Annotated in this window: 6 protein-coding genes; 2 read left to right on the forward strand and 4 right to left on the reverse strand. The window is 72.6% G+C overall.

Going from position 1 to position 13161, the window contains the following annotated elements:
* Positions 1 to 67: 67 nt before the first annotated feature.
* Positions 68 to 1072, reverse strand: a complete 1005-nt coding sequence (locus tag ACZ7PG_RS38100) for a LacI family DNA-binding transcriptional regulator (RefSeq protein ID WP_470244041.1) — start codon at positions 1070 to 1072, stop codon at positions 68 to 70.
* A gap of 67 nt (positions 1073 to 1139) precedes the next feature.
* A complete protein-coding gene (locus ACZ7PG_RS38105) occupies positions 1140 to 2045 on the reverse strand; it encodes a glutaminase (RefSeq protein ID WP_470244042.1) in 906 nt (301 codons plus the stop codon).
* Between the two features lie 160 nt (positions 2046 to 2205).
* On the opposite strand from ACZ7PG_RS38105, the gene ACZ7PG_RS38110 reads away from it, so the two are divergent.
* Entirely contained in the window at positions 2206 to 3597 is a 1392-nt protein-coding gene (locus tag ACZ7PG_RS38110) for an amino acid permease (RefSeq protein WP_470244043.1), read from the forward strand.
* A 48-nt stretch (positions 3598 to 3645) separates the two neighbouring features.
* On the opposite strand, the gene ACZ7PG_RS38115 is transcribed toward ACZ7PG_RS38110, so the two are convergent.
* Together ACZ7PG_RS38115 and ACZ7PG_RS38120 are read right to left on the reverse strand one after the other, a co-directional pair.
* Entirely contained in the window at positions 3646 to 4263 is a 618-nt protein-coding gene (locus ACZ7PG_RS38115; RefSeq protein WP_470244044.1) for a helix-turn-helix transcriptional regulator, read from the reverse strand.
* Positions 4260 to 5369: a threonine synthase gene (locus ACZ7PG_RS38120; RefSeq protein ID WP_470244045.1), complete on the reverse strand. Its 1110-nt coding sequence runs from the start codon at positions 5367 to 5369 to the stop codon at positions 4260 to 4262. Before ACZ7PG_RS38120 ends, ACZ7PG_RS38115 begins: the two co-directional genes overlap by 4 nt.
* Positions 5370 to 6170: 801 nt before the next feature.
* On the opposite strand from ACZ7PG_RS38120, the gene ACZ7PG_RS38125 reads away from it, so the two are divergent.
* Positions 6171 to 13160, forward strand: a complete 6990-nt coding sequence (locus ACZ7PG_RS38125; protein WP_470244046.1) for an SDR family NAD(P)-dependent oxidoreductase — start codon at positions 6171 to 6173, stop codon at positions 13158 to 13160.
* Position 13161: the final 1 nt, after the last annotated feature.

Genomic DNA, 13161 nt, shown 5'->3' on the forward strand with positions numbered 1-13161 from the left:
AACGCTCCCGTGAACGTTCACGGAACGCTCGGAAGTGTGCTTCGCGGCGCGACCGGGTGTCAAGGGATCAGGCGGATTCGCGCAGGTGGAGAGCCGCGCGGACGATCAGCTCGCCGGATTCCAGGGGTGCGGCACCGGTCACGAGCCGCGCCGCCTGGTCGACGGCCAGCGCGCCGAGCCTGCGGGTGTCGATGGCGACGCTGGAGAGCTCCGGCTCGACGAGGGTGCCGAGCGCCAGGCCGTCGAACCCGATGACGGCGAGGTCGGCGGGCACGCGCAGGCCGAACCGGCGGGCCTCGCGCAGGGCGCCGATGGCGATCACGTCGTTGAAGGCGAACACGGCGGTGACGTCGGGGTGCGCGGCGAGCAGGGTGGCCAGTGCCGCGCCACCGCCGTCGACGGTCTGGGCGGCGCGCGCGATCCACCCGGGCGCGACGGCGATGCCGTGCTCGGCGGCGGCCCGGAGGAACCAGGTCTGCCGGATGCTGGGCTCGGGCCGGCGGTCGTGGTCGAGCATCCCGATCCGCCGGTGGCCGCGCTCGACGAGGTGGGCGACGGCCTCGCGGACGCCCTCTTCGCCGTCGATCGAGATGCCGCTGAACCGCGGGGTGCGGGGTTCGCGGCCGATCAGGACCACGGGGATGCCGGGGGTGCAGCGGTCGAGGTCCTCGTCGGACCGGCTGAAGTACCCGACGACGGCGTCGACCTGGGTGCCGATGACGCGGAGGGTGGCGAGCTCCTGCTCGACGTCGTCGGCGGTGTCGTAGACGACGACGTGCCAGCCGCGGGCCCGGGCCTCCTGCAGCGCGCCGGAGGCGACCTCGGTGAAGAAGGGGTTGAGCAGGTCCGGCACGACGAGCCCGATGGTGGTGGTGTCCGGCCGGACGAGCCCGCGCGCGAACCGGCTCGGCCGGTACCCGAGCTCCCGGGCGGCGTCGAGGACGCGCTGCTTGGTCGAGCCGTCGATCTCGGCCTTGTCGTTCAGCGCACGCGACACGGTCTGCCGCGAGACCCCGGCCGAGCGGGCGACGTCGTGGATCGTCACGCGCCGGGGTTCCGTGCTCGAGGACAACGCCCACCTCCTGCTCCGGAGGACGAGTATGCCCGTCTCCGTCCCGCGCGCTACCCGAGCGGGTGCCTCAGAAGACGGACCAGCCGGTCAGCGTCGTGAAGCGGTCCAGCGCCGACACGCCCGCCACCGAGTTGCCGCGCGCGTCCAGGCCGGGGCTCCACACGCACACCGCGCAGCGGCCCGGGACCACCGCGACGATCCCGCCGCCGACGCCACTCTTGCCGGGCAGGCCGACGCGGTAGGCGAACTCGCCCGCCGCGTCGTACGTGCCGCACGTCAGCATCACCGCGTTGATCCGCTTCGCCGCGCTCAGCTCCAGGAGCCGGGAACCGTCGTTGCGGATGCCGTGGCGGGCCAGGAACAGCGCCGAGCGCGCGACGTCCGCGCAGCTCATCGCGATCGAGCACTGGCGGACGTACTGGTCGAGCACCGACGGCACCGGGTGGCGCATGTTGCCGTAGGACGCCATGAAGTACGCGAGCGCGCGGTTGCGATCCGCGTGACCGGCCTCCGACTCGGCCACCTCGGGGTCGACGCCGATGTCCGCGCGGCCGCTCTCCTCGCGCAGGAACGCCAGCAGCGCGTCGACGGCGTCGCCGTGGCGGGCCAGCTCGTCGGTCACCACCAGCGCGCCCGCGTTGATGAACGGGTTGCGCGGGATGCCGTCCTCGTGTTCCAGCTGCACCAGCGAGTTGAACGGATCGCCCGACGGCTCGCGTCCGACGCGCGCCCACACGCCGTCGCCGCGGGACAGCACCAGCGCCAGAGTGAACACTTTGGACATGCTCTGCACCGAGAACGGCTGCCGCCAGTCGCCGACGCCGTGCAGCGAACCGTCCACTTCGGCCACCGCCATGCCGAACCGGCGGGGCTCGATCCGCGCCAGGGCGGGGATGTAGTCCGCGACGGCGCCGCGGCCGACCTCGGGCGCGACGTCGACGGCGATCCGGTCCAGCAGCGCCGCGAGGTCCACGGCCGTAGCGTAGAAGCCGCGTCCGGCGGGACGAACAGCGGCCCTGTCAAATCGAAACTGGCGAATACCAGCGAAATGCCACCGGTGATCTCCGGCACACCTTAATTCTTCCTTAGCCCGCTTGGTGACCTGCCGCACACGGCTCTAGCGTCCGTGAACCATGGATTCCTCGCTGCTCACCGAAAAAGGTGAAAGCTACTCGAAAGCACTGGGCAACCGCCAGGTGCAGATGATCGCCATCGGCGGCGCGATCGGGGTCGGGCTGTTCCTCGGCGCCGGCGGCAAGCTCCACCAGGTCGGCCCGTCGCTGGTCCTCTCCTACGCGATCTGCGGGGTGGCCGCCTACTTCGTGATGCGCGCGCTCGGCGAGCTCGTCCTGCACGAGCCGAGCTCCGGCAGCTTCGTCACCTACGCGCGGAAGTTCATCGGCCCGTGGGCCGGCTTCGCCTCGGGGTGGATGTACTGGGTGAACTGGGCGATGACCGGGATCGCGGAGATCACCGCGGTCGCGATCTACGTCCACAAGTGGCTCCCGGACGTGCCGCAGTGGATCACCGCGCTGGTCGCCCTCGGCGTGCTGATCGCGGTGAACCTGCTGAGCGTCAAGCTGTTCGGCGAGCTGGAGTTCTGGTTCTCGGTGGTCAAGGTGACGGCCATCGTCGTCTTCCTGATCACCGCGCTCGGCCTGGTGTTCACCAGCGCCGACATCGGCGGCACCCCCGCCGGTGTGCACAACCTGACCGACCACAGTGGATTCTTCCCGGCGGGCATCGGCATCGCGCTGATGACGCTGCAGGCGGTCATCTTCGCCTATTCCGCCATCGAGGTCGTCGGCATCGCGGCCGGCGAGACCAAGGACGCCCGCAAGGTCCTGCCGAAGGCGATCAACGGCGTGGTGTGGCGGATCGGCGTGTTCTACGTCGGGTCCGTGCTGATGCTGGCGATGCTGCTGCCCTGGCCGTTCTACAACGGCGACGAAAGCCCGTTCGTCACGGTGTTCAGCCGGCTCGGCATCCCGGGCATCGGCGACGTGATGAACGCGGTCGTGCTGACCGCGGCGCTCTCCAGCGTCAACTCCGGCCTCTATTCCACCGGCCGGATCCTGCGCTCGCTGGCGGACAAGGGCGAAGCGCCGTCGTTCGTCGGCCGGATGAGCAGTCGGCACGTGCCCTACGGCGGCATCCTGTTCACCTCGATCGCCTACCTGCTCGGCGTGGTGCTGAACTACCTCGTGCCGAGCGAAGCGTTCGACATCGCGATCGCGATCGCCTCACTCGGGGTGATCACCACCTGGGCGACGCTCGTCTTCTGCCAGATGCGCCTGCGCCAGGCGGCGTTGCGCGGCGAGCTGGAGCGGCCGTCGTACCGGATGCCGTGGGCGCCGTACTCGGGCTGGGCGACGCTGGCGTTCCTGGCCCTGGTGGTCGTCCTGATGGGTTTCTCGGACGGCGCGGAGAAGGTCGCGTTCTACTCGATCCCGGTGCTCGTCGTGGTGCTGGCGGTGGGCTGGCGCGTGGTATCGAAGCGGCGGGAACGCACCCCGCTCGGGTAGAAAGCCGGCCTCCCCGGGAGACCCCGACCTCCCGGGGAGGCCACCCTTTCAGCGCAGGTAGTTGTAGACGCTGGCGCGGGAGATCCCGAGCAGGTCGGTCAGCGCCGGCACCGCGTTCTTCACCTCCAGGAACCCGCGCTCCTTCAGCGTCCGGACCAGGTCCTTCTTGCCGGTGGCCGGCAGGCTGCGCGGGGTGTGGCCGCGCTCAGTCGCGTAATCCTCGACCAGCGCGCGCAGCTCGTCGGCCGTGCGGGCGCGCAGCGACTCCGTCAGCGGGGCCGGCTCGTCGGCGCGGGCCAGCCGGGTCAGCGCGCGGGCGGCCGAGCCGAGCAGGGAGACGTCGAGGTTGAGGCACAGCGCGGCGACGTACTCGCCGCCCGAGTTGCGGAGGCCGATCGACGTGCTCTTCGCCGGCCGTCCGTCGGGGAAGCGGTTCGGGTAGTTCTGCAGCACGTCCGGGAAACCGGGGTCGGCGATCCGGGCCAGGCCCAGCTCGGTCGCCGGGTCGCCGACGGCACGCCCGGACAGCCCGCCTTCGATCGCGCGCACCGCGTGGGCCGGGTCGCGCAGGTCGTGCAGCACGACCTCGCACAGCCCGGGGAACATCCGGGCGACGGCCCGCGCGATCTTCTCGGCTTCGCGCAGCAGCAGCTCGTCCTCGGTCATCCGAGCAGCTCCCGCAGCTTGTCGGGCGCCTTGAGCCCGGAGCCGGTGAGGACGACGACGGTCGTCTCGTCCGGCCGGATCGCGCCGCGTTCCCGGAAGACGTCGATCGCCGCGGCGGCGGTCGCGCTGGTGGGCTCCGCGTAGAGGCCGAGCGACGCCAGCCGGCGGGCGGCCGCGGCGATGGCGTCCTCCTCGATCGCCGCGGTGTCGCCGCTGGACCGGCGGATCGCCGCGACGACCTCCGGAAGCCGGACCGGGTGCCGGATGGCGGTCCCCTCGGCGACGGTCGGGGCGAACGCCGGGGGCGGGCGGTCGTGGACGGCGGCGTCGATGGGGGAGCAGTTGCGTGGCTGGGCGACCAGCAGACGTGGCCGCCGGGTGATCGACCCGGCGGCCAGGAGCTCGCCGAACCCCAGGTCGCAGCCGAGCACGATGCTGTCGGCGCCGGCCACCGTGACCACCGCGTCCGGGGCGCGGAAGCCCAGGTCCTCCCACAGCTCGTAGGCCAGCGTCTTGGTGCCCTGCAGGAAGAAGGGGTGCCAGTTGTGGCTGGCGTAGGTCGTGCGGGACGAGCGGCGGACGGCCTCGGCGGCGGTGTCGTCGCGCGTGCCGGGCACGAGCTCGACCTGCGCGCCGTACGCGCGGGTCTGCAGGACCTTCGCCGCGGACGTCCCTTCGGGGGCCAGCACGGTCGCCGCGATCCCGGCGGCGGCGCTGTAGGCCGCCACCGACGAGCCGCCGTTGCCGGAGCTGTCCTCCAGGAGCTCCGTCACCCCGGCGCCGGCCAGTGCCGAGATCATCACGCTGGACCCGCGGTCCTTGAAGCTGCCGGTCGGGCTGAACCACTCGAGCTTGAACCGCACGTCGCCGTCGCCCCAGGGGCGGGGGACCAGCGGCGTGCACCCCTCACCGAGCGAGACCGGGCGCAGGTCGCCGGGCAGCGCGGCCCGGTACCGCCAGAGCGACCGGACGCCGGTGTCGACGTCACCGGGAGCGAGCCCGGGCAGCGGGGCGACGGACAGCGGCGCGCCGCCGTCGCCGCGCCACCGCAGCGGGTCACCCGGGTAGCGCTTCCCCGAACGCTCGTCGGCGTACCAGTACTCCACGACCACCTCCGTTGCTGGACAGATAGTCGAAGTCTAGACGATACGTCCATAGTTACCGACTGGTACGCGAAACGCTTTCAGCTTTCTCTAAGGAAAATCTGTCACCGGAGTGTGGAAAATCCCTGACGAAGATCGCCGCGGGAGACTGGAGGTACCGATGGTGTCCGGCCGAATACCCGGAGTCGTCCTGGTCGCGACGGGTGCCGCCGCGATCCGGGGCGTCCGGGACCCGGAGCCGCCGTGGGCCGTTTGAGCACGCGGAACCCGGGTCGCGAAGCGGTCCACAGTGGACCTGTGCGATCCCGCCGGGGTAATCGGACGCGTTCCGGGTACTACTTTCGGCTGTGGGTAAAACTGCCGGGGAAATAGCGGCCGGACAATCGGGAATAATGACGTTTCCGCGTTGCCGGCGATCGACGAGTCGTGACCGGATTCACCGTCACGACAGTTTGTGGTGGGCAGCCGGAAACCGATCGGACCGCCGAACGTCGTGGTCCGGTGTGGCCAGTCGCACTCCGTCCACCGGGTGAGAAGGCTTGCCCCATCTGGGCGCGTGTGCCAAGCGAGGCGCAGGTCCGGCCACTGTGGCCGGCCGTTGTCCCCCGTACAACGGCAATCCGGCGTGCCTTCCGGAGTGCGGAACGTGACGGCGACGTTAAATTCTTGCGTCCTCCGGCTGGTCGATCCCGAATTTTCTGAACCATCACGACGAAATCGTGGTGGGTTGTTGACGGAACCCGTCGGAACCCGCTTAAGTACACCCCGTTACCCATCACCCATTCGTGCGTAGCGGGAGTGCCCATGCGTGTCCCGAAAGCCGACCTGATCGTCGCCGTGTCGCCGGTGCGGTGGCCGTCGGCGCGCGGGGTCGCGGCCGCCGCGCGCGGGGGCGCGCTCGGTGTGCTCGACCTGACCGGCGGGGCCGCCAGTCCGTTCCAGAACGATGAGCTCGCGCTGCTCGGCGAATGGGGCGTCCCTGCCTTCGGCGTCCGCGTGAGCGGCCCGGCGACTGAGCTGCCCGAAGCCGCGACGACCGTCTTGCTGACAGAAGACTCCCCGTGCACCGCGGCGGACTTCCCCGGCCGCCGGGTGCTGGCGGAGGTCACCGGCCGGGAGTCCGCGGCGCGAGCCGTCGCCGGCGGTGCCCACGGCCTGATCGCCCGCGGTCACGAGTGCGGCGGCCGGACGGGTGAGCTGAGCACGTTCGTGCTGCTGCAGGCCCTGCTCGCTTCCGTCGACGTCCCGGTGTGGGCCGCGGGCGGGATCGGCCCGCACACCGCGGCCGCCGCGATCGCGGGTGGGGCGGCCGGCGTGGTCGTCGACACCCAGCTCGCCCTCCTGCCCGAAACCGAACTCCCGTCCGCGCTCACCCGCGCGTTGACCGGGCTGGACGGCTCCGAAACGACGGTGGTCGACGGCGTCCGCCGCCTCGCCCGACACGGCTTCGAGCCGGTCGAAGCCGGCCAGGACGTCTTCCTCGCCACCCGCTTCCGGGACCGCTGGGGAAACGTGACCGCCGCGGTGCGTGGCCTCCGCGACGCGATCGGAGCAGCCCTGCGCGTCGAAGTTCCGGTGCTGGGGCCCGGCAGCGCGGGCAGCCGCGCGCTCGGCACGGCGCTGCCGATCGCGCAGGGACCGATGACCCGGGTGAGCGACCAGCCCGCGTTCGCCGCCGAGGTCGCCGCGGGCGGCGCGCTGCCGTTCATCGCGCTGGCCCTGTCCGGCCCGGACCAGACCCGCGACGTCCTGGAACGGACCCGCGAATCCGTCGGCGGCGCGCCCTGGGGTGTCGGCGTGCTCGGGTTCGCCGCCGAAGACGTCAAAGCCGCGCAGCTCGAGGTGATCCGCGAGCTGCGCCCGACGCACGCGATCATCGCCGGCGGCCGCCCCGCGCAGGCCGCGGCGCTGGAGGAGGCCGGCATCGCCACCTTCCTCCACGTGCCCTCGCCGGGACTGCTGAAGCAGTTCCTCGAGGCCGGCGCCCGCAAGTTCGTCTTCGAAGGCTCGGAATGCGGCGGCCACGTCGGGCCGCGCACGAGTTTCCCGTTGTGGGAGGCGCAGCTCGGCGTCCTCGCCGACTTCCTCGCGTCCACTCCGGACGCTGCCGCGGACCTGCGGTTGCTGTTCGCGGGCGGGATCCACGACGAGCGCTCGGCCGCGATGGTGGCCGCGCTCGCCGCACCGGTGGCGGCGCGCGGTGCCGCGATCGGGGTGCTGATGGGCACCGCCTACCTCTTCACGCGCGAGGCCGTCGACGCCGGCGCCGTGCTCCCGCTGTTCCAGCGGAGCCTCCTCGGCGCCGAGCACACCGACCTCCTCGAAACCGCGCCCGGCCACGCGACGCGGTGCGTCCGCAGCCCGTTCACCGAGGAGTACGCGGCGATCAAGGCCGACCTGGCCGAGCGGGGCGTGCCGAGCCGCGACGCCTGGGAGCGGCTGGAACAGCTCAACGTCGGCCGGCTTCGCCTGGCGAGCAAGGGCATCGAGCGCGTCGGCGCCGAACTGCGGGACGTCGGCGAAGACCGGCAGCTCGCCGAAGGCATGTTCATGGCGGGCGAGGTCGCCGTGCTGCGCTCGGCCGTCACCACGATCGCCGACCTGCACCACGCCGTCGGTGAAGGCGCGAACGCCGTCCTGCGCGAGCGGGCCGCCGCGTTCGGCATCACGACGCCGGAGCCCCCGGCGCCCGAACCGCTGGACATCGCGATCGTCGGCATGGCCTGCATGTTCCCGCAGGCCCCCGACCTGGCCACGTTCTGGGCGAACGTCCTGGCCGGCGCCGACGCCGTCACCGAGGTCCCGCCGCAGCGGTGGGACACCTCCCTCTACTACGACCCCGAAGGCCAAGGCGAGAAGACGCCGTCGCGCTGGGGTGGCTTCCTGCCCGAGATCGGCTTCGACCCGCTGAAGTACGGCATCCCGCCGTCGTCGCTGGCCAGCGTCGAGCCGGTGCAGCTGCTGGCCCTGGAGGCCGCGCACCGCGCTCTGGTGGACGCCGGTTACGAAGACCGCGCGTTCGACCGCGCCCGGACGTCGGTGGTGTTCGGCGCCGAGGCGGGCAGCGACCTGTCGAACGCGATGAGCCTGCGCACCGTGCTGCCGTCCTATGTGGGCGAACTGCCGTCCGAACTGGACGACCGGCTGCCGCGGATCACCGAGGACTCCTTCCCGGGCGTGCTGGCCAACGTCATCGCCGGCCGGATCGCCAACCGGCTCGACCTCGGTGGCGCGAACTACACGGTCGACGCCGCGTGCGCGTCGTCACTGACCGCCGTCGACGTGGCCTGCAAGGAACTGACCGCCGGCACCAGCGACCTCGTCCTCTGCGGCGGCGCGGACCTGCACAACGGCATCAACGACTACCTCCTGTTCGCCTCGGCGCACGCCCTTTCGCCGACCGGGCGCTCGGCGACGTTCGACAGCGCGGCCGACGGCATCGCACTCGGCGAGGGTGTCGCCTGCGTCGCGCTGAAGCGGCTCGCCGACGCCGAACGCGACGGCGACCGCGTCTACGCCGTGATCAAGGGCGTCGGGGCCGCGTCGGACGGGCGGGCGCTCGGGCTGACCGCGCCCCGGCCGGAAGGCCAGCACAACGCGTTGACCCGCGCTTATCGCAACGCGGGGGTGTCGCCGGCGGACGTGGGGCTGGTCGAGGCGCACGGCACCGGGACCGTCGTCGGCGACCGGACCGAGCTGGGCACGCTGACGAAGGTGTTCACCGAGGCCGGCGCCGCGCCGGGCGGCTGCACGGTCGGCTCGGTGAAGTCGCAGATCGGGCACACGAAGTGCGCCGCGGGCCTGGCCGGGCTGATCAAGACCGCGCTCGCCCTGCACACCGGCGTCAAACCGCCGACGCTGCACCTCACGGCGCCGAACGCGGCGTGGGACGCGTCGAGCAGCCCGTTCGTGTTCCAGACGGAGGCTCGGCCGTGGGCCGCGCCGGCCGCCGAGCGGATCGCCGGGGTCAGCGCGTTCGGCTTCGGTGGCACCAACTTCCACGTCGTGCTCGGCGCGCATGACAGCGTCCCGCCCGCTCTGTCCGCCGACGAATGGCCGGCGGAGCTGTTCCTCTTCACGACGGACGCGGCGGTCCGCGACCTCCTTTCGCTCGCCTCGGACGTCCCGGCGGGCCGGCAGCCGTGGCGGCTGCGCGACCTGGCGCTGTCGGCGTCGGTGCGCGCTCAGGGGCGGCCGGTCACGCTCGCCGTCGTGGCGTCCACTGTGGACGAGCTGGTTTCGTTGCTGCGGCAGGCTCTCGCGGGCGAGGACGCGCCTGGCCTCCACCGCGCCGGCGGCGGCGAACCCGGCGACGTCGCGGTGTTGTTCCCGGGCCAGGGCAGCCAGCGGCCGGGGATGTTCGCCGAGCTGTTCGTCGCCTTCCCCGAGCTGCAGCGGTACCTGCGCCTGGACCCGCCGACGGCGGACGTGGTGTTCGGCCCGGCGGTGTTCGGCGAGGCGGCGCGGCAGGAGCTGGCCGACCGTGTCACCGACACCCGCGTCGCACAGCCCGCGCTGGGCCTCGCCGGGCTGGCCGCGTTCCGGCTGCTGACCCGCGCGGGGGTGCGGCCGGCGATGGTCGGCGGACACAGCTACGGCGAGCTGACGGCGCTGGCCGCGGCGGGCACGTTCACGCCGGAAGCGTTGCTGCACGCGAGCCACGCCCGGGCGGCGGCGATCCTGGACGCCATCCCGGCCGGGGACCCGGGCGCGATGGCGGCGGTCGCGGCGTCGGCGGCCGCGGTAAGTGCGGTACTCACGTCGTCCGCGGTCGTGCTCGCCAACCACAACTCACCCGAGCAGACGGTGATCTCCGGCCCGACGGCCGACGTCGAGGCCGCGGTCACACAGCTGCGCGCGGCGGGGCTCGGCGCGAAACGGATCTCGGTCGCGTGCGCGTTCCACAGTCCGCTGGTCGCCGAGGCGGGCCCGGCGTTCGGGCGTGCGCTGGAGGCGATCGGCGTCGTCCAGCCGGTCGTCCCGGTGTACGGCAACCGCACCGCGGGTCCGTACCCGGCTTTGCCGGAGGCGATCCGCGACGAGCTGGCGGCGCAGGTGGGCTCGCCGGTCCGGTTCGTCGAGCAGGTCGAGGCGATGTACGCGGCCGGAGCGCGGGTGTTCGTGGAGGCCGGGCCGGGTGCGGTGCTGGCCAGGCAGGTCGGCGCGATCCTCGGCGACCGTCCGCACCGGACGGTCGGGTTCGAGCAGCCGGGCCGTCGTGGTTTGCCGGGCTTCCTCACCGCGTTGGCCCAGCTGGCGGCGGCGGGGGTCCCGGTCGAGACGGGCTGGCTGTTCCGCGGCCGCGACGCGGTCGACGCGGCTTCCGTCCCGCGGGCGAAGCGTCCCGGGTGGACGGTGGACGGTCACCTCCTCCGCACGGCGGAAGGATCGATCCCGGCGGGCGCTCTCCAGCCGGCTTCCCGCGTTTCCCTGGGGTTGCCCGCGGCACCGGCGGACAGCACGGCGGAGTCGATGGTCACCGACTTCCTGCGGACGAGCCGCGAGATGATCGCCGCTCAGCGCGACGTGCTGCTCGGGTTCCTGGGTAGCGAGGCACCGATGGCACGGGTCGTCGAGGCGGTTCCGGCGTTTCCGGTCGCTTCGGCGGTCCCAGCGGTGGTTCCGGTTCCGGTTTCGACTGGGCGGTCGGTGCTGGAGACGATCGTCGAGGTGATCGGGGAGCGGACCGGGTATCCGGTGGAGATGATCGAGCCGGATCTCGATCTGGAAGCCGATTTGAGCATCGACTCGATCAAGCGGGCGGAGATCGCGGGCGAGCTGGCGACCCGGCTGGACCTCGCGGGCGGCGACGTGGAGGAGTTCGCGAAGGCCCGCACGGCGGCGGCGATCGCGGAGCTGATCGGCGAGGAACCCGCCGAGGCGGCGCCGTCGGTGCTGGGCACCGTGGTCGAGGTGATCGGGTCGCGGACGGGCTACCCGGTGGAGATGATCGAGCCGGACCTGGATCTGGAAGCGGATCTGAGCATTGATTCGATCAAGCGGGCGGAGATCGCGGGCGAGCTGACGATCCGCTTGGGCATCGGCGAGGTCGAGGATATAGCGAAGGCCCGCACGGCGGCCGGGATCGCCGAGCTGCTGGGCGCCGGTTCCGCCGCGAACCTCGCCGCGACGGATGCGGCGGTCGGCCGGCTCGCAGCCAACGGCGCCGGGCCGGTGGTCGGCCAGGCCGCCGCCAACGGTGCCGGGCGCGACCTGGCGGTCGGCCAGGCCGCTGCGAATGGTGCAGGGCCGGTGGTCGGCAGGGTCGCCGCGAACGGTTCCGGGCTGGAAGTCGGTCGGGACGCCGCCAACGGCTCCGGCCCGCGGTCGGATGTCGGCGAAGCCGCCGCGAACGTCCCCAACCCCCCTCCGGCGATAGGCGAGCCCGCCGCAAACCCCGCGGAACCGCAGCCGGTGATCGTCGCGCCGAAGCGGTACCTCATGACCGAGGTCGATCTCGCCCCCGCCACCACGCCCGACATCGACGGCCGTCGCTTCCTCATCCTCGGCACCGGCCCGCGAGCCGAAGCCCTCCAGGCCGAACTCACCGCCCACGGGGCCGAAGCCGACCTCGGCAACGACGTCCGGCCCGGCTTCGACGGCTACCTCCACCTCCCCGACGGCGACGGCACCTCCGTCCTGCCCGCCGCCTTCCCGCTGTACCAAGCCGCCCTCGCCCAACGGCCGCGGTGGTTGCTCACCGCCGGGCCGGCCGAGGGACTCCGCGGCTTCTACCGCAGCGTCTCCCGCGAGTACCCCGACACCCTCGCCCGGGTCGTCGAAGGCGCACGACCCGCCGAACTCGTCGCCGAACTGTCCACTGTGGACCGTGAGCCCGTCGTCATCCGGGACGGCCGCGCCCGGCGCGGACTCGAGCCCGCCGCCCAGGATCTCGGCCTCCTCGGCAGCAGCGGTGCCGGCCCGGCCGGCGACGGTGCCGCCGAAGCGGCCGCCATCGGCCTGGACCGTGACTCCGTCGTCCTGCTCGTCGGTGGGGCCAAGGGCATCACCGCCCGGTTCGCCGGCACCCTCGCGGCCGCCACCCGCTGCCGCGTCGAACTTCTCGGCCGGACGCTGGTCCCGCCGGACGAGGACGCATACCCGCACGCCAGGGACGCCAAAGAACTGCGAAAAGCGCTCATCGAAGCCGGGCTGAAGATCCCCGCCGAGATCGAGAAGGCCGTCCGGCGCATCGAGAGCGAACGCGAAGTCCGGACGACCCTCCGGCAGCTCGACGCCCTCGGCAGCCCGGTCCGCTACCAGTCCGTCGACATGCTCGACGCCGAAGCCGTGCACCGCGCCGTCAAGGAGATCCACGCCGAGTACGGCCGGCTCGACGGCATCGTCTACGCGGCCGGCGTCATCGAGGACAAGCTCCTCGCCGACAAGACCCCGGAGTCGTTCGCCCGCGTCTACACCACCAAAGTGGACGGTGCCAGGACCCTCCTGGAAGCCACCGCCGACCTGCCCGACGAGCCGAAGTTCGTCGTGCTCTTCGGCAGCATCGCCGCCACCCTCGGCAACCGCGGCCAATCGGACTACGCCGCCGCCAACGACGCCCTCGAATCCCTCGGCCGGCGGTGGCCGGCCGGGCGCGCGGTGACCGTCCACTGGGGACCGTGGGCGCCGACCGGCGACCACGACGGCATGGTGACCCCCGCGCTGATGCGCGACTACGCCCGCCGCGGCATCGAGCTGATCGACCCGGAGGAAGGCACCCTCGGCCTGCTGCGCGAGCTGGCCTGGGGCCGCCCCGACGTCTCCGCCGTCGTCCACACCGCTTCAGGCTGGTGAC

The organism is Amycolatopsis sp. NPDC114504, assembly GCF_055633595.1.

Excerpts from the sequence above, each read along its gene's own strand:
- ACZ7PG_RS38110 (WP_470244043.1), top strand. The coding sequence starts at position 2,206 with ATGGATTCCTCGCTGCTCACCGAAAAAGGTGAAAGCTACTCGAAAGCA.
- ACZ7PG_RS38115 (WP_470244044.1), bottom strand. The coding sequence starts at position 4,263 with ATGACCGAGGACGAGCTGCTGCTGCGCGAAGCCGAGAAGATCGCGCGG.
- ACZ7PG_RS38125 (WP_470244046.1), top strand. The coding sequence starts at position 6,171 with ATGCGTGTCCCGAAAGCCGACCTGATCGTCGCCGTGTCGCCGGTGCGG.